The sequence below is a fragment of the Rhodocyclaceae bacterium genome (assembly GCA_020248265.1).
Lineage (GTDB): Bacteria > Pseudomonadota > Gammaproteobacteria > Burkholderiales > CAIKXV01 > CAIKXV01.
In genome coordinates this window covers 51,038-67,093 of sequence record JADCHX010000010.1, presented here as the reverse complement: position 1 = coordinate 67,093, position 16,056 = coordinate 51,038, and the positions used below count along the sequence as shown (strand labels likewise).

17 protein-coding genes are annotated in these 16,056 nt (G+C 68.2%); 16 read left to right on the top strand and 1 reads right to left on the bottom strand.

Translation table 11 applies throughout. The features are described from left to right. Positions 1-51 precede the first annotated feature (51 nt). From ribB to alaS, 12 genes are all read left to right on the top strand, one after another. Positions 52-1,194, top strand: a complete 1,143-nt coding sequence (gene ribB, locus ING98_09925) for a 3,4-dihydroxy-2-butanone-4-phosphate synthase (GenBank protein ID MCA3102181.1) — start codon at positions 52-54, stop codon at positions 1,192-1,194. Between the two features lie 73 nt (positions 1,195-1,267). Continuing rightward, positions 1,268-1,756 carry a 6,7-dimethyl-8-ribityllumazine synthase gene (locus tag ING98_09920; protein MCA3102180.1) on the top strand — a complete coding sequence of 163 codons (489 nt, stop codon included), beginning with the start codon at positions 1,268-1,270 and terminating at the stop codon, positions 1,754-1,756. Then, a complete protein-coding gene (gene nusB, locus ING98_09915) occupies positions 1,743-2,282 on the top strand; it encodes a transcription antitermination factor NusB (protein MCA3102179.1) in 540 nt (179 codons plus the stop codon). The genes ING98_09920 and nusB overlap by 14 nt, the downstream gene beginning before the upstream one ends. 43 nt (positions 2,283-2,325) lie before the next feature. After that, a complete protein-coding gene (locus tag ING98_09910) occupies positions 2,326-2,613 on the top strand; it encodes a hypothetical protein (protein MCA3102178.1) in 288 nt (95 codons plus the stop codon). Position 2,614: 1 nt separating this feature from the next. After that, positions 2,615-3,601: a thiamine-phosphate kinase gene (thiL, locus tag ING98_09905; protein MCA3102177.1), complete on the top strand. Its 987-nt coding sequence runs from the start codon at positions 2,615-2,617 to the stop codon at positions 3,599-3,601. A gap of 49 nt (positions 3,602-3,650) precedes the next feature. Then, on the top strand, positions 3,651-4,127 hold the full coding sequence (locus ING98_09900) for a phosphatidylglycerophosphatase A (GenBank protein ID MCA3102176.1): 477 nt from the start codon (positions 3,651-3,653) through the stop codon (positions 4,125-4,127). Then, positions 4,124-4,621 (top strand): nicotinamide-nucleotide amidohydrolase family protein, encoded by a 498-nt coding sequence (locus ING98_09895; GenBank protein MCA3102175.1) that lies wholly within the window; start codon positions 4,124-4,126, stop codon positions 4,619-4,621. The genes ING98_09900 and ING98_09895 overlap by 4 nt, the downstream gene beginning before the upstream one ends. A gap of 40 nt (positions 4,622-4,661) precedes the next feature. After that, positions 4,662-5,591 carry a polysaccharide deacetylase family protein gene (locus ING98_09890; GenBank protein MCA3102174.1) on the top strand — a complete coding sequence of 310 codons (930 nt, stop codon included), beginning with the start codon at positions 4,662-4,664 and terminating at the stop codon, positions 5,589-5,591. Between the two features lie 70 nt (positions 5,592-5,661). Continuing rightward, positions 5,662-6,261, top strand: coding sequence for a transcriptional repressor LexA (lexA, locus tag ING98_09885; protein ID MCA3102173.1), 600 nt, complete (start codon positions 5,662-5,664; stop codon positions 6,259-6,261). Positions 6,262-6,379: 118 nt separating this feature from the next. Continuing rightward, on the top strand, positions 6,380-7,414 hold the full coding sequence (gene recA / locus ING98_09880) for a recombinase RecA (protein MCA3102172.1): 1,035 nt from the start codon (positions 6,380-6,382) through the stop codon (positions 7,412-7,414). Positions 7,415-7,473: 59 nt separating this feature from the next. Then, positions 7,474-7,947 (top strand): recombination regulator RecX, encoded by a 474-nt coding sequence (gene recX / locus ING98_09875; protein ID MCA3102171.1) that lies wholly within the window; start codon positions 7,474-7,476, stop codon positions 7,945-7,947. A 92-nt stretch (positions 7,948-8,039) separates the two neighbouring features. Further along, the gene (gene alaS, locus ING98_09870) at positions 8,040-10,667 is read left to right on the top strand and encodes an alanine--tRNA ligase (GenBank protein MCA3102170.1); all 2,628 of its coding nucleotides are present in this window, start codon (positions 8,040-8,042) and stop codon (positions 10,665-10,667) included. A gap of 173 nt (positions 10,668-10,840) precedes the next feature. Here the strand turns inward: alaS and ING98_09865 are convergent, their stop codons facing one another. After that, positions 10,841-11,614: a TetR/AcrR family transcriptional regulator gene (locus tag ING98_09865; protein MCA3102169.1), complete on the bottom strand. Its 774-nt coding sequence runs from the start codon at positions 11,612-11,614 to the stop codon at positions 10,841-10,843. A 54-nt stretch (positions 11,615-11,668) separates the two neighbouring features. Between ING98_09865 and ING98_09860 the strand changes: the two genes are divergently transcribed. Genes ING98_09860 through ING98_09845 form a run of 4 tightly spaced genes read left to right on the top strand, consistent with a single transcriptional unit; the run spans position 11,669 to position 16,052 of the window. After that, entirely contained in the window at positions 11,669-12,808 is a 1,140-nt protein-coding gene (locus ING98_09860; protein MCA3102168.1) for an FtsX-like permease family protein, read from the top strand. Between the two features lie 3 nt (positions 12,809-12,811). Further along, the gene (locus ING98_09855; protein MCA3102167.1) at positions 12,812-13,513 is read left to right on the top strand and encodes an ABC transporter ATP-binding protein; all 702 of its coding nucleotides are present in this window, start codon (positions 12,812-12,814) and stop codon (positions 13,511-13,513) included. A gap of 11 nt (positions 13,514-13,524) precedes the next feature. Next, a complete protein-coding gene (locus tag ING98_09850) occupies positions 13,525-14,547 on the top strand; it encodes an HlyD family efflux transporter periplasmic adaptor subunit (GenBank protein ID MCA3102166.1) in 1,023 nt (340 codons plus the stop codon). A gap of 47 nt (positions 14,548-14,594) precedes the next feature. Next, positions 14,595-16,052, top strand: a complete 1,458-nt coding sequence (locus ING98_09845; protein ID MCA3102165.1) for a TolC family protein — start codon at positions 14,595-14,597, stop codon at positions 16,050-16,052. Positions 16,053-16,056: the final 4 nt, after the last annotated feature.

Below are 16,056 nucleotides of genomic sequence, written 5' to 3'. Positions count from 1 at the left end.
TGCGCCGGATCCGGGCGATAATCGCGAGTTGCCCCTCTACGCCAGCCCGCCATGTCGATCGCCAGCACCACCGAAATCATCGAGGAAATCCGCGCCGGGCGCATGGTGGTACTCGTCGATGAGGAAGACCGCGAGAACGAGGGCGATCTCGTGATGGCCGCCGGGTTCGTCACCCCGGAGGCGATCAACTTCATGGCCCGTTATGGCCGTGGGCTTATCTGCCTTACGCTGACCGAGGATCGCTGCCGGCAGCTCGACCTGCCGTTGATGGTGCGCGACAACCGGTCGCCGATGGGCACCAACTTCACGATGTCGATCGAGGCGGCCGAAGGCGTGACTACCGGCATCTCGGCGCACGATCGCGCGCATACCGTGCGCACTGCGGTGCGCGCCGACGCATCGCCCGCCGACCTGGTGCAGCCGGGCCATATCTTCCCGCTGCGCGCGCAGCCGGGCGGCGTGCTGGTGCGCGCCGGCCATACCGAGGCGGGCTGCGACCTGGCGCAGATGGCCGGCCTCGTGCCCGCGTCCGTCATCTGCGAGATCCTGAAGGATGACGGCACCATGGCTCGTCTGCCGGACCTGCTCGTGTTCGCGCAGACGCACGGACTCAAGGTCGGCACCATCGCCGACCTCATCCAGTACCGGTCGCGCACCGAATCGCTCATCGAGCGTGCCGGGGAGCGTACCATCGAGACCGCCTACGGCACGTTCCAGCTCGTCACGTTCCGCGACCGCATGGCGACCGCCACCCACCTGGCGCTGGTGCACGGCACGCCGAAGGCGGGGGAAGAGGTGCTGGTGCGGGTACACGAGCCGATTTCGCTCATCGACCTGCTCGATGCCGGCAGTGCGACTCACTCGTGGAACGTACATGCGGCGATGCAGGCGGTCGTGAAGGCGGGCTGTGGCGCAATCATCCTGCTGCACCGGACCGAATCGCCCGACCAACTGCTGGAGCGAGCAACGCGGGTCGGCCTGCCGCCACGCCGCGGGCGGCTGGACCTGCGCGACTACGGCATCGGTGCGCAGATCATCCGGCAGCTGGGCATCACTCGCATGCGTGTACTCGCACAGCCACGCCGGATGCCGAGCATGACCGGCTTCGACCTCGAGGTCACCGGCTACCTTCTGCCCGAAGGCCCGGTCCCGGCAGGCGGATCCGCCAGCCCATCCAATCTTCCGACCAACTGAGCCGCACGATCGCCAATCCGGCCAGCGCCGGCGCACGCTGCGCGCTGGTGCGTCGCTCCCGAGGATCCTTCCGATGACCGCCAGACCCGTACTCGCCTCGAGCGAGTTCACCCCCGACCTCTCCGGTGCTTCGCTGCGTATCGGTATCGTGCAGGGCCGCTTCAACGAATCGATCGGCGCGGCCGAACTGACGGCGTGCCGTGCCGAGCTCGAATGCCTCGGCGTGCGTGCCGATTGCATCGTCCACTGCACCGTGCCGGGCGCCCTCGAGATCCCGCTGGTCCTGCAGAAGCTCGCCCAGACCGGACGCTTCGATGCGCTGATCGCGCTCGGCGCGGTGATCCGCGGCGAGACGTATCACTTCGAGGTGGTGTCCAACGAGGCATGCGCCGGTGCGGCGAGTGTCGCGCTCGACACGGGCGTGCCGGTGGCCAACGGCATCCTCACCACCAACACCGACGAGCAGGCTGAGGTTCGCGCCGCCGAGAAGGGCCGCGACTGCGCGCGCGCAGCGGTCGAGATGGCCAACCTTCTCAGAAGCATCGACGATGCCGCGCGCTGAGCGCCGGCCTGGTACGGGTGGCCCTGGCAAGGCCCGGGTCGCCCGGCACAAGGCGCGCGAATTCGCGGTGCAGGGCATCTACCAGTGGCTGGTCGCGGGCGGCGATCCATGGGACATCATCCGGCACCTGCGCGAATCCGACGAGTATGTCGGGGCCGATGCGGCCTTCGTCGAGCGCCTGGTGTCCGGCGTGATTGCCGATGCGGACGAATTGTCTGCATGGATGCAACCTTTCCTCGACCGGCCGGTCAATGCACTGAGTCCGGTAGAACGCGCAGTCCTGCTGCTGGCGGGGTTCGAGTTGCGCACGGCACCCGAGGCCGAGTTCGGGGCGCCGTACCGGGTCGTGATCAACGAGGCGGTCGAGCTGGCAAAAGTGTTCGGCGGCACCGATGGACACAAGTATGTGAACGGCGTGGTCGACAAGCTGGCCGCGACGGTGCGCACCGACGAGCGTTCGGCGCAACCCGGGCCGGGCGGCACGCCGGTGGTGCCGCCGGCATCGCCGGCCGGTGTAGAAGACTGATGGCCGGGCCCGGGAGCCCGTACGGACAACGCTGGAGCGGACGATGCTTTCGATAAAGGTTCGGATCTACCTGTTCTATGTCGCGGCGGTCGCCTTCGTGTCGATCGGCATGTGGCTGGTCGGCGCTGGGTTGTTCAGTACCGGCGGCTTCACCGCACTGGTGGTGGGCGGGCTGATGCTCGCTACCGGGGTGGTCGACTTCGCGATGGGCCGCTACCTGCAGCGCCTCTACCTCGCACCGGCGCAGCAGCCTCAGCCGGACGCCGGCACGGCACGGGCCGCGCCGGACGGCGGCAACACTCAATCGCCGGGCGGCGGCACCGCTGGCTGAGATGCACGGTCGACAGCGGGGCGAGGTGGGCGGCGAGTTCTCCCTGATCGCCCGGCACTTTACCTGGCCTTCCCCGTCAGCCGACCTCGGTGTCGGCGACGATGCGGCGCTTCTGCGTATCGCTGCCGGCATGCAGCTTGCCGTGTCGACCGACCTGCTCGTCGAGGGCACGCATTTCCTGGCCGGTACGGATCCCGGGCGGCTCGGTCACAAGTCGCTGGCGGTGAACCTGTCCGACATGGCGGCGATGGGGGCCACGCCGCGCTGGTTCACACTGGCGCTGGCGCTGCCGTCGGCCGACGACAGGTGGCTCGGTGCCTTCGCCAGCGGCATGCACGCGCTCGCCGATGCGCATTCGACCGAACTGGTCGGCGGCGACACCACCCGCGGGCCGCTGTCGATCTGCGTGACGATCTTCGGAGAGGTGCCGGCAGGACAGGCGCTGCGGCGCGATGGTGCCGGCGTCGGCGACGATGTGTGGGTGTCTGGCACCCTCGGCGATGCGGCGATCGGGCTCGCCCTGCTGACCGGTGGCCGCGCTCCCGCGCCGGACGCGGCGGCGGCGCAGGCCTGCATGCAGCGTCTGGAGGCGCCGCAGCCGCGGGTGGCACTCGGAATCGCGCTGCGTGGCGTGGCGAGCGCGGCGATCGATGTCTCGGACGGCTTCGCGGCCGACCTCGGCCATATCCTCGAACGCTCCGGGGTCGGCGCGCGTATCGAGTTCGACTGCCTTCCGGTGTCCGACGCGCTGGTACCGTGGGCCGGCGATGAAGCGGTACGCGCGGCGCTGCTCGGCGGTGGTGACGACTACGAACTCTGCTTCACCGCCCCGGCGACCGCCCGTGCCGCAGTCGAGCGGGCAGCCGGGCTGGCGGGCGTGCGGGTGACCCGTGTCGGCCGTATCGAGGCCGGCGGCGGCCTGGCGGTCATCGACCCGTCCGGGCAGGTCCTGCAGCCGCCGCGCGCCGGGTTCGACCATTTTGGCTGAGCAGCCGGTACAGGACGTGGTGCCGCCGGCCGGTACGAGCGCCGCGCGGGTGCCCGACGCGCGCTGGGTGTTCTCGAGCCCGGCCGCCTTCATCGCTTTCGGCGGTGGCAGCGGGCTTGCCCCGCGTGCGCCGGGTACGGCCGGTACGCTGGTAGCCTTTCCCCTGCACCTGCTTCTCGGCTGGCTGCTGGCCCCCACGCTGCACCTCGCGGCGATCGGTGCGCTGTTCGTGCTCGGCGTCTGGGCCTGCGCAGCCGCCGGCCGCGCCCTGGGCGCCGACGACCACGGCGGCATCGTCATCGACGAGGTGGCGGCTTTCCTGCTGGTGCTGTGGTGGGTTCCGCCCAGCCTGCCTGCATGGGTGGCCGCGTTCGCGCTGTTCCGGTTGTTCGACATCTGGAAGCCGCAGCCGATCCGCTGGTTCGACCGCAACCTGAAGGGTGGCTTCGGCGTGATGTTCGATGACCTGCTCGCGGCGGCGGCGACATTGATTGTGTTCGCCATCCCCGCTATCGTCTCGCCATGAGCCCGGAAGACCAACTCCTGTACCAGCTGTCCGAAAATGTCGGTCGCGCGCTGTCGGCGCGCGGGCTGATGCTGTCCACTGCCGAGTCGTGCACCGGCGGCTGGGTGGGCCAGGTGATGACGATGATCCCCGGCAGCTCCGAGTGGTACGAGCGCGGCTTCGTCACCTACACGTACCTGTCCAAGATGGAGATGCTCGGCGTGCAGGCCACGACGCTCGAGACTTGGGGGGCGGTGAGCGAGCAGACCGCGACCGAAATGGCGCGCGGGGCGCTCGAGCGCAGCCGGGCGCAGGTCGCGCTGTCGATCACCGGCGTGGCCGGCCCGGGCGGCGGCACGCCCGACAAGCCTGTGGGGACGGTGTGTTTCGGCTGGTCATTCCTCGACGGACGCAACCACGCCGAGACGCTCTGTTTTCCCGGCGACCGCGATGCAGTGCGCAGGCAATCGGTGCATCACACCCTGACGCGCCTGCTCGACCGGCTGCTGGCCTGACCGGGCGGCAGGTGCAGGGCGGCCACCGCCGGATCACGAAATGGCACGGAAAGCGAACACCATGGCAGCCACCTCCCGACCGGACGAGTCCGGCGCCCTCAAGCCGCAGCAGCGATTCGACTATTCGGCGATCGTCGATCGCCCGAAGCTGAAGCTGCCGCGAGGCGTACGGCTGATCGTCTGGCCAGTGGTCAACATCGAGGAATGGAGCATCGAGCGGCCGATGCCGCGCGGGGTGTCGAATGCGCCTGGCGGTCAGGCAAGCATTCCCGACACCCAGAACTGGGGATGGCACGAGTACGGCATGCGCGTGGGATTCTGGCGCCTCGCCGAAGCGCTCGCGAAGCACCGGATCCGGCCGACGCTGTCGATCAATGCGAAGGTCTGCGAAACCCGCCCGCGCGTGGCGCAGGCCGCGCTCGAAGCCGGCTGGGAATTCATGGCGCACTGCTACGAGCAGATGCCTATCCAGGCGGTCGCCGACCAGCCCGCGATGATGCGCCAGACGATCGAGGTGCTTCAGAAGTTCACCGGTCGTCGCCCGACCGGCTGGCTCGGGCCGGGCCGCGGGCAGACCTGGGCGACGCCCGACTACATGGCGGCGAACGGCTTCACCTGGTTCGGCGACTGGGTGATGGACGACCAGCCGTTCTGGGTGAAGACCGCGACGAAGTCGCTGCTGTCGATCCCGTATTCGGTCGAGTTGAACGACATCACGATCATGCTCACCGGGCTGCACGAATCGGATGCCATGCTCAAGCGGGCGAAGGATGCGTTCGACCAGCTCTACCGCGAGTCGGCGAAGCAGCCCCGGGTGCTGTCGTTCGGCGTACACCCGTACATCTCGGGTGCGGCGCACCGGGCGAAGTATTTCGATGCGATGCTGCGCTACTTCCGCAGCCACAAGGACGTGGTGTTCTGGCAGGGCGAGCAGATCTTCGAGTGGTTCAGCGGGCAGGTCAGGCCCTGACGCGCAGGGCGAGCCGGTTTTTTTCACGCAGGGCTTGCATTGTTGACCGGATACCGTATAAATTTACGGTATGGACGGTCTGACCCCACGCCAGCAGGAAATCCTCGACTTCATCCGCGGTTTCGTGGAGTCCGAGGGCATGCCGCCGACCCGCGCCGAACTCGCACGCGCGTTCGGTTTCAAGTCGCCAGCGTCTGCCGAAGAGCACCTGCGCGCGCTCGAAAAAAAGGGAGCCATAACCCTCTCGGGCATGGCGCGCGGGCTCCGGCTGACCGAGCCCTCCGGCCTGCCGCTGGTCGGCCAGGTCGCTGCCGGCGCACCGCTGCTGGCCGCGGAAAACGTCGTCGGCCACTACCCGGTCAACCCGAACCTGTTCAAGCTCCGTGCCGATTACCTGCTGAAGGTACGCGGCTGGAGCATGCGTGACGCGGGCATCCTCGACGGCGACTGGCTGGTGGTGCACAAGGCCAGCGAGGCGCGCGACGGCCAGATCGTCGTGGCCCGTGTCGACGATGAAGTCACCGTCAAGCGGCTAAAGCGCAAGGCGGGCCGTGCCTACCTGATCGCCGAGAACCCCGAGTTCTCGCCCATCGTCATCGAACTCGCCCGCACGCCGCTCGTGATCGAAGGGATCGCGATCGGTGTCGTGCGTGACCTGAACGCAATCTGAAGCCTCCGGAAAGCCTGCCGTCCGAACCCCTCGTAATGTCCGCCAAAGCCCGTTTTCCCGCCAGAACACAACAGAAGAGGATGCGATAATGCCGCCTGACTCAGGAGTACACCAGCAGATGGATACCAACAAGCAGAAGGCACTGGTCGCAGCCCTTTCGCAGATCGAGAAGCAGTTCGGCAAAGGGTCGATCATGAAGCTCGGCACAGCCGAGGTGAACAAGGAGATCGACGTGGTCTCCACCGGATCGCTCGGCCTCGACCTCGCGCTCGGCATCGGCGGGCTGCCGCGCGGCCGGATCGTCGAGATCTATGGCCCTGAATCCTCCGGCAAGACCACGCTGACGCTGCAGGCGATTGCCGAAATGCAGAAGCTCGGCGGCACTGCGGCGTTCATCGACGCCGAGCATGCGCTCGATCCCCAGTACGCCCGCAAGCTCGGCGTGCAGATCGAAGATCTGCTGATCTCCCAGCCCGACAGCGGCGAACAGGCGCTCGAGATCGCAGACATGCTCGTGCGCTCCGGCTCGGTCGACATCGTGGTCATCGACTCGGTTGCGGCGCTGACGCCGAAGGCCGAGATCGAAGGCGACATGGGCGATCAGCTTCCTGGCCTGCAGGCCCGCCTGATGTCCCAGGCGCTGCGCAAGCTCACCGCGAACATCAAGCGCTCCAACACGCTGGTGATCTTCATCAACCAGATCCGGATGAAGATCGGCGTGATGTTCGGCAGCCCGGAGACCACCACCGGCGGCAATGCACTCAAGTTCTACGCGTCGGTGCGCCTCGATATCCGCCGCATCGGCTCGATCAAGAAGGGCGAGGAAGTGATCGGTGCCGAGACCCGGGTCAAGGTCGTCAAGAACAAGATGGCGCCGCCGTTCCGCCAGGCCGAATTCGACATCCTCTACGGGGAGGGCATCTCGCGCCATGGCGAGATTGTCGAGCTCGGCGTGTTGCACAAGATCGTCGACAAGGCCGGTGCCTGGTACAGCTACAACGGCGAGCGCATCGGTCAGGGCAAGGACAACGCCCGCGATTACCTCCGCGAGCACAACGAACTCGCGATGGAGATCGAAGGCAAGATCCGCGCGGCCGTCAGCACACCCTCGCTCGTCGACGAAGTCGAGGACGACGAAGAAGAAGAGGCCTGACCGGAACGCTTCGGCCGCCCGGCTGCCGGCTTTTTCACGGAACCTTCGCGGGCGCCGCGTTGCCGCCTCGTCCACCGCTTTCGCTGCGCGGCCGGGCGCTCGGCTACCTGGCGCGCCGCGAGCATTCCCGGGCGGAACTGCTCGCCAAGCTAAGGCGGCATGCCGGCCCCGATGACGACATCGACGCGCTGCTCGACGATTTCGTCGCCCGCGGCTGGCTGTCGGAGAAGCGCCTGGTCGAGCAGGTGGTCAACCATTCGCAGCGTTTCGGTGCAGCCCGGGTGCTCAACGACCTGCGTCGCCGCGGGGTCGATCCGACCCTCGTCGGGGAAGCCGCCCCAGCCCTGAGGCAGGGCGAACTGGCCATCGCCAGGGATGTCTGGCGGCGCAAGTTCGGTACTGCTCCAGCCGATGCGAAAGACCGCATGCGGCAGATCCGGTTCCTGCGCACGCGTGGCTTCAGCGGAGCCACCATCGCCCAGGTGCTGAAGGATCGTTCGATCGATGAAGAGCCGGACGATCCGCTCGACTGAGTGGTGTTACTTTCCGCCCTATAATCCAAGGCTTGTCACATTTTCCATCCGTGCATCGGCGCCTGCGGCGCCTGCATCGACCGAAAGCCGAAATGACAGCCAACGAGATCCGGGCGAAGTTCCTCCAGTACTTCGAGCAGCAGGGGCACACCGTCGTGCGTTCGTCGAGCCTGGTGCCCGGCAACGACCCGACCCTGCTGTTCGTCAACAGCGGCATGGTGCAGTTCAAGGACGTTTTCCTCGGCACCGACAAGCGGGCGTATACGAAGGCGACCACTTCGCAGCGCTCGGTGCGCGCTGGTGGCAAGCACAACGACCTCGAGAACGTCGGCTACACGGCCCGGCACCATACCTTCTTCGAGATGCTGGGCAACTTCAGTTTCGGCGACTACTTCAAGCGCGAGGCGATCCACCATGCGTGGACGCTGCTGACCAGCGTCTACCAGTTGCCCAAGGACAAGCTGTGGGTCACCGTCTACCACACGGACGACGAGGCCTTCACGATCTGGAAGGATGAGATCGGCGTGCCGGTCGAACGTATCGTGCGCATCGGCGACAACAAGGGTGCGCCTTATGCGTCGGACAACTTCTGGCAGATGGCCGATACCGGTCCCTGCGGTCCGTGCAGCGAGATCTTCTTCGACCACGGCCCGGAGGTCGAAGGTGGTCCGCCGGGGTCGCCCGACGCGGATGGCGATCGCTACATCGAGATATGGAACCTGGTGTTCATGCAGTTCAACCGCGACGAGGCGGGCAACATGAACCCGCTGCCCAAGCCCTCGGTCGATACCGGCATGGGCCTGGAGCGGATCGCAGCGGTGCTGCAGCATGTGCACAGCAACTACGAGATCGACCTGTTCCAGGCGCTGATCGGCGCGGCTGCGCGCGAGACGGGCACGAAGGATCTCGAAGCAAACTCGTTGAAGGTGATCGCCGACCACATCCGCGCCTGTGCGTTCCTGATCGTCGACGGGGTCATCCCCGGAAGCGAGGGCCGCGGCTATGTGCTGCGCCGCATCATCCGGCGCGCGCTGCGCCACGGCTACAAGCTCGGGCAGCAGAAGCCGTTCTTCCATCGCCTGGTCGGCCCGCTGGTCGAGCAGATGGGCGAGGCCTACCCTGAACTGGTACAAGAGGCCACGCGGGTCGAGCAGGTACTGAAGGCCGAAGAGGAGCGTTTCGGCGAAACCCTCGAGAACGGCATGCGAATCCTCGAAGGCGCGCTCACCCGCGAGGACAATGTGCTCGACGGCGAGATGGTGTTCACGCTGTATGACACCTTCGGTTTTCCGGTGGACCTGACCGCGGACATCGCGCGTGAGCGTGGCAAGACGGTCGATATCGCCGGCTTCGAGCAGGCGATGAGCCGGCAGCGCGAGCAGGCGCGGGCGGCGGGCAAGTTCAAGTCGGCTGCGGCGGTCGCGTATTCCGGCGACAAGACCCGTTTCAAGGGATACGACACGCTCGAGTCCGAGGGCAGGGTGGTGGCGCTGTACGTCGGCGGCACGGCGGTGGACAAGGTGGGTGCTGGTGACACGGCGATCATCGTGCTCGACGAGACGCCGTTCTATGCCGAGTCCGGTGGCCAGGTGGGCGATGTCGGCGAACTGGTCGGCGCCTCCGGCACGTTCACGGTCGACGACACGACGAAGATCCAGCCGGACGTGTTCGGCCACCATGGCAAGATCATGACCGGTTCGATCGCGATCGGCGAGACGCTCGGTGCGCGGGTCGACATCGTCGCGCGTTCGCGGGCGGCAGCCAACCATTCGGCCACGCACCTGATGCATGCGGCGCTGCGCAAGGTGCTCGGCGCGCATGTGCAGCAGAAGGGCTCGCTGGTCGATGCCGACCGCACCCGGTTCGACTTTTCGCACGACAGGCCGATGAGCGCCGACGAGATCGCGGCGGTCGAGGTGCTGGTCAATACCGAGATCCGCCGCAACACGGCGGTCGGCGCACGCGTGATGAAGTACGACGATGCGATCAAGGCTGGTGCGATGGCCCTGTTCGGCGAGAAGTACGGCGACGAGGTGCGGGTGCTGTCGATGGGCGGCGACAGGTCGGCTGCGTTCTCGACCGAACTGTGTGGTGGTACCCACGTGTCCCGCACCGGTGACATCGGCTTCTTCAAGGTACTGATGGAAGGTGGCGTGGCGGCCGGCATCCGCCGGGTCGAGGCGGTCACGGGCGAAGGCTCTCTAGCCCACGTGCAGCGGATCGACCGTTCGCTGTCCGAGATGGCGTCGGTGCTCAGGACCAGCCCGGCCGAACTGCAGGCGCGCGTGGGGCAGGTGCTCGACCAGGTGCGGATGCTCGAGAAGGAACTCGGCCGGCTGAAGTCGAAGATGGCTTCGTCGCAGGGCGAGGACCTCTTCACGCGCGCGGTCGACGTCAAGGGCATCAAGGTGCTGGCCGTGTCGCTCGATACCGGCGATGCAAAGGCGCTGCGCGAGACGATGGACAAGCTGAAGGACAAGCTGAAGTCGGCGGTGATCGTGCTCGGTGGCACCGCGGACGGCAAGGTCACGCTGATCGCCGGCGTGACCCCGGATCTCGTCGGCAAGGTGAAGGCGGGCGAAGTCGTGAACTTCGTCGCACAGCAGGTCGGCGGCAAGGGCGGCGGCCGGGCCGACATGGCACAGGCGGGCGGAACCGAACCGGCGAAACTGCCGCAGGCGCTGGCTGCGGTCGAGGCCTGGGTGGGGGAACGGCTGTAGCGTTGGAGCGATGCCTGCGCGTTAACGGAGAGTGCTGCGCCCGAGCGTCCGGGCGAGGGCGCCGATCAGGCGCTGGCCGGGCGTGTGCCGACAGCATCGCGCAGCTCGAGGCTGGTTTCGTCGACACGAAGGTCGAGGCATTGTCGGCGCTGCGCTGAACGTCCGCTGCAGCTTCAGCCGCGTTTCGAGCGCCGGAGGCCGGCGACCGGACCTGCTGCAGCCCTGGTGCGCGTGCGGCCGTCCGCTCCAGTGACCGCAGGTCGGGTCCAGGCGCGCAGCATCAGGTCGGCGCAGTGCTCGACATGCCGTTCGAGTTCGGACTGGCCCATCGGCGGCAGTCCCATCTGTGAAAGCAGGAACGGACGTCCCTTGACCAGATCCAGATAGTCGTGCGAAGCCTGCCGTGGATCGCCGACGGAAAGGCGCGCATCGGGTTCGAAGCCGGCGATGACCGAGGCGACCTGCTCGATCGTGGGCTGGATCGCCGAGCGGTAGAACAGTTCCGACAGCTCGCTCGACTGCTCCTGCATGATCAGCCGGAACATCGCGACCGCCTCGGGGCTGAGCAGTAGCCCGAGGAACGTGTCGCCCACGGCGATCAACGCACGCCGGGGCGCCATGTGCCCGGTGGCTGCGAGGTCGAGCGGAGCCAGCATCTCGGCACATTTCGTGGTGACCGCCGAGACGAACACGTCCTGCTTGGAGCCGAACTGGTTGTAGACCGTCAGCTTGGACACGCCGGCATGCTCGGCGATCGCTTCCATGGTGGTCGCGCCGTAGCCGTTTGCGCAGAACAGTGTCTGCGCTGCCAGCACGATGGAGGCGCGCTTCGATTCGTCGCGCGGACGTCCGCGCCCGCGCGATCGCGCAGGAGCGTCCGCGGCAGGACGCACATGGCCTGCGCCAGCGGTCGAAACCATCACGCCATGGATAGACTGCTTGCTCATCAGAATACTATACTGTACCGTACAGTTTATTAAACATTACGCGCGTGGTATACGATGATCGAGATTGCGCTGCGCATGCTGTCCGGCGACCGGACCAAATATCTGGGCCTGGTCAGCGGCATCGCGTTCGCGACGCTGCTGATTTCGCAGCAGGCGTCGATCTTCGTGTCGCTGATGATACGCACGGCCAATCAGGTGCTGGACGTGCGCGAGGTCGACCTGTGGGTGATGGATCCACGCGTGCGCTACGTAGACGAAGTCGAGCCGCTGCGCGATGTGGACCTCGGACGCATCCGCGGGGTGGATGGCGTCGAGTGGGCCGTCCCATTCTACAAGGGCACTGCCATCCTGCGCACCCGTGAAGGGCTCATCAACCAGGTGTTCCTGGTCGGCGTGGACGATGCCACGCTGGTCGGTGCGCCGCACCAGTGGGTGAAGGGCGACCTGTCCGCGTTGCGCCGTCCGAACGGCATCGTACTCGACCTGCAGGGTGCGCAGTTCATCTGGCCCGGCGAGGACGTGCCGCTGGGACGCAGCGCCGAGATCAACGACGTGCGGGTCGAACTGACCGGCATCGCGGACGTCTCGCCGACGTTCATCACCTGGCCGATCGCCTACATGCGGTATTCCGATGCCGTGCGCCTGCTGCCGCCGCAGCGCAACGTGCTGTCGTATGTGGTCGTCAAGGCCGCGCCAGGCATCGACCCGGCGGAACTCGCTGCGCGCATCGCCGCGCGTACCGGATTGCAGGCACTGACCTGGGACGCATTCGCCTGGCGCAGCGTCGAATACGTGCTCACCCGTACCGGCATCCCGGTGAACTTCGGCATCACCGTGATGCTCGGCATCCTGGTGGGCGCAGCCGTGACCGCACAGACCTTCTATCTGTTCGTGTTCGAGAACCTGCGCCAGTTCGGCGCACTCAAGGCGATCGGTGCGACCAACAGGCAGATCCTGGGCATGGTGCTGGCCCAGGCGGCGGTGGTGGGCGCGCTCGGCTATGGCATCGGCGTCGGGCTGTGCGCGATCTTCTTCGAGGTGACCAGCGGCTCGGCGGCGCTCGAGGGCTTCCGGCTGGTGCCGCAGGTGGTGGTGGCGACAGCGGGCGTGATCGCGCTGATCCTGGTGCTGTCCTGCCTGTTCAGCGTGCGCCGGGTGTTCGTCGTCGACCCAGCCATCGTGTTCAGGGGCTGAGCGATGATCGCGGCAAGCGCGCGCGACGTGGTGATGGAGTTCGAAGGCGGCGGCGGCCGGACACGCGTGCTGCACGGCGCCAGCATCGAGGTGCCGGCGGGCGGCCTGACCCTGCTGGTGGGGCCGTCCGGCTGCGGCAAGACGACGCTGCTCTCGGTGCTGTCCGGGACGCTGGCCGCCACCTCGGGCGAGGTGGAAGTGATGGGCGAGCGGTTGTCGGACCTGGACGACGCCGCGCGCGTGCGCCTGCGCCGGCGGCGCATCGGTTTCATTTTCCAGCAGTACAACCTGCTGCCAAGCCTCACTGTTGCCGAGAATGCCGCGATCCCACTGGTGACCGCAGGCATGAAGCTGTCCGAAGCCAGCCGGCGGGCGCAGCCGGTCCTGGAACGGCTGGGCATGGCTGCGCACCTGGACAAGCTGCCTCGGCAGCTCTCTGGCGGGCAGCAGCAGCGGGTGGCGATCGCCCGGGCGCTGGTGCATGAACCGGCGCTGGTGGTGTGCGACGAGCCGACAGCGGCGCTGGACGCGAAGACCGGGCACACGGTGATGGAACTGCTGCGCGCGGTCGCTGCGGCCCCCGGGCGCGCGGTGCTGGTGGTGACCCACGACAGCCGGATCCATGAATTTGCCGATCGTATCGTGGAGATGGAAGACGGCCGTGTGCTGGGCGAGCGCATCCTGCATCGTCCGGAAGCCAACTGAGGGAGGCGTGGATGACTGACGAGACCTGGCAGCGGCGATTGCGCCGCCGTTCCGGGACGGCCGTGCTGCCGCTGATGGCGACTGGCCTGTTCGTGTTTGCGATGGTGTCTATCGTCGAGCCGGAGCGCACCCGGGCGGCGCCACCGGTGCCGCCGCCGGCGACCGGCTACGGCTCTACGATCGCCGGCATCGGCATCGTCGAGCCGGAGTCGGAACCGGTGGCGATCGCCAGCGAACTGGCCGGCGTCGTGCGTTCGGTCGAAGTGGTGCCCGGACAGGTCGTAAAGGCCGGCACGGTGCTGTTCCGCCTCGATGACCGCGCGCTGTCGGCGGCACTGGACAGTGCGAGCGCCGAAGCGCGCTCGGCGCTCGCCGAGCAGCGCGTGGCCGAGGCGGCGCTGCCGGTGGCACGCGCGGGGCTGGCCGATGTCGAGGCGCGACTCGCGCTCTACGGCGCTGTAGACGATGCGCGCGCGGTGTCCGGCGACGAGGTCGAGCGCCAGCGCTTCGCGGTCGAGCGCGCTCGTGCGGCGCTCGCCCAGGCCAGTGCACAGGCAGAGGCGGCGCGGGCCCGGGCCGAGCATGCCGATGCGCGCGTGCGCTCGGTACGCACCGACCTGGACCGCCTGCAGGTTCGCTCGCCGATCGATGGCCGGGTCTGGCGGCGCAACGTGCGTCCCGGCGAGTTCGCGCCGGCCGGCATCACGCCCGAGCCGCTGATGGTCCTGGGATCGGACCGGGTACTCCAGGTACGGGTCGAGATCGACGAGGAGGATGCCGGCCGCCTGCGTGCGGGCGCGCGTGCCGAAGGGTTGTTCCGCGGCGAGCCGGGGCTGCGTATCCCGCTGGTGTTCACCCGCATCGAGCCTCAGCTGCGCGCCCGGCGCGCCTTGTCGGGGGCGGCGCAACGGGTGGACAGCCGGGTGGTCGAGGTGCTCTATCGATTCGAACCGGCCGGCGCCGGCGATGCGCCGCTGCTGATCGGGCAGCGGATGGATGTGTTCATCGAGGCCGACGCTGGGAGGCGCCGGTGAACCGGTGGTGGCGGCAGGGGCCGCGCGCGGCGTGCCCCGGAACCGGCGTGCGCCCGGGCAGGAGTGCTGCCGCTTCAGCCGTGCTGCTGCCGATCGCGCTCGGCATCGTCGGTTGTGCATCGACGCCGAGCGGTGGACTAGAGCCTTTGCCGGCGATCCCGAGCGGCTGGACGCACGCACGCGATGCGACGACGACCGTAACCACGACCGCACCCGATAGCGGCAGCGCTGGCGACGATCGTCCCGCCGGACGAATGCCAGGCCCTGCAGGCAGCTGGTGGCTGGCGGTCGACGATCCGCAACTGCATCGCCTGGTGGAGGCCGCCGGCGACGTAGCCTCGGTACGCCTCGCGCGCGAGCGTCTGGCCGAGGCCGAGGCTGCGCTGCGTGCGGCGAGTGCGGCGCTGGCGCCGTCGGTCAACGGTAGCGTGTCCGCCAGCTTCAACGCGCCCGGCGACGGCGCCGTGCGTCAGTCGACACGCAGCACCGCTGCCGTGTTCGGATACGACTTCGATGTCTCCGGCGCGGGACGTGCGCGCGAATCGGCGACGCGTGCGCTGGTCGAGTCGCGTACCGAGGCGGTGGCCGCCGCCCGCATCGCTGCGCGCGAGATGGCGGTGCGGTTGTATGCCGCCTTTGCCGGTGCTGCGGAGAGACGACAGGCAACGCTGCTGTCGGTGCGTTCGCTGGAGGATGCGCTGCGGCTGGCCGCCGCGCGTACGCGTGCGGGACTGGGCACCGAGCTCGATGTCGCGCAGGCCAGGGCTGCGCTGGCCGCCGCGCGGGCGCAGTTGCCGCGGCTGGAGGCGGCGCGCGACAGCGTACGGCTGGGGCTGGAAGCGCTGCTGGGCCACTTGCCCGGGACGCTTGCGCCGACGCTGGCGCGCCTGGAGGCCGCCCCGACCGTCGACGCGATGCCGTTGATGCGTACGCCCCTGCAGGTCGTCGCTTCGCGCCCTGACCTGCGCGCCGCTGAACACGAACTGGCGGCCGCATCGGCTACGACGGCGGCCGCCTTGCGCGATCGCTGGCCGAAGCTCACGCTGGACGTGCTGATCGGCGTGCAATCGGTGCGCATTGCCGGTCCGCTGGCGGGAGACGGGCTGACCTCCTCGCTGCTCGCAGGCCTCACCGGACCGCTGTTCGATGCCGGCCGGCTCGCGGCAAGGGCCGATGCCGCACGGGCACGCGAGCGCGCGGCGGCGATCGCCTATCGCCAGGCAGCGCTGGAGGCGCTGGGCGAGGTCGAGGACGGCCTCCAGCGTCTCGCGCAGGCGATGGCGGAGGACGATCAGAACGCGGTCGCGGCCGATGCAGCGGCGGCGCGGGTGGCGCTTGCCCGGTCGCGCTGGCGGGCTGGCCTGGTGCCCTTCCTGGACGTCGTGCTGGCCGAGCAGGCATTGCATGCAGCCAATGCCGAGCGTGCGCTGTCGCGCAGCCGGATGCTGGAGTCCTTCGCGCGGCTGTCGGCCGCGGTCGGGCTGGGCGGGGAGGCCGGAGGCTGATCCG

Excerpts from the sequence above, each read along its gene's own strand:
- ING98_09895 (MCA3102175.1), top strand. The coding sequence starts at position 4,124 with ATGAGCCCGGAAGACCAACTCCTGTACCAGCTGTCCGAAAATGTCGGT.
- thiL (MCA3102177.1), top strand. The coding sequence starts at position 2,615 with ATGCACGGTCGACAGCGGGGCGAGGTGGGCGGCGAGTTCTCCCTGATC.
- ING98_09865 (MCA3102169.1), bottom strand. The coding sequence starts at position 11,614 with ATGAGCAAGCAGTCTATCCATGGCGTGATGGTTTCGACCGCTGGCGCA.
- ING98_09920 (MCA3102180.1), top strand. The coding sequence starts at position 1,268 with ATGACCGCCAGACCCGTACTCGCCTCGAGCGAGTTCACCCCCGACCTC.
- nusB (MCA3102179.1), top strand. The coding sequence starts at position 1,743 with ATGCCGCGCGCTGAGCGCCGGCCTGGTACGGGTGGCCCTGGCAAGGCC.
- alaS (MCA3102170.1), top strand. The coding sequence starts at position 8,040 with ATGACAGCCAACGAGATCCGGGCGAAGTTCCTCCAGTACTTCGAGCAG.
- ING98_09855 (MCA3102167.1), top strand. The coding sequence starts at position 12,812 with ATGATCGCGGCAAGCGCGCGCGACGTGGTGATGGAGTTCGAAGGCGGC.
- recA (MCA3102172.1), top strand. The coding sequence starts at position 6,380 with ATGGATACCAACAAGCAGAAGGCACTGGTCGCAGCCCTTTCGCAGATC.
- ING98_09910 (MCA3102178.1), top strand. The coding sequence starts at position 2,326 with ATGCTTTCGATAAAGGTTCGGATCTACCTGTTCTATGTCGCGGCGGTC.
- ING98_09850 (MCA3102166.1), top strand. The coding sequence starts at position 13,525 with ATGACTGACGAGACCTGGCAGCGGCGATTGCGCCGCCGTTCCGGGACG.
- lexA (MCA3102173.1), top strand. The coding sequence starts at position 5,662 with ATGGACGGTCTGACCCCACGCCAGCAGGAAATCCTCGACTTCATCCGC.
- ribB (MCA3102181.1), top strand. The coding sequence starts at position 52 with ATGTCGATCGCCAGCACCACCGAAATCATCGAGGAAATCCGCGCCGGG.
- ING98_09860 (MCA3102168.1), top strand. The coding sequence starts at position 11,669 with ATGATCGAGATTGCGCTGCGCATGCTGTCCGGCGACCGGACCAAATAT.
- ING98_09890 (MCA3102174.1), top strand. The coding sequence starts at position 4,662 with ATGGCACGGAAAGCGAACACCATGGCAGCCACCTCCCGACCGGACGAG.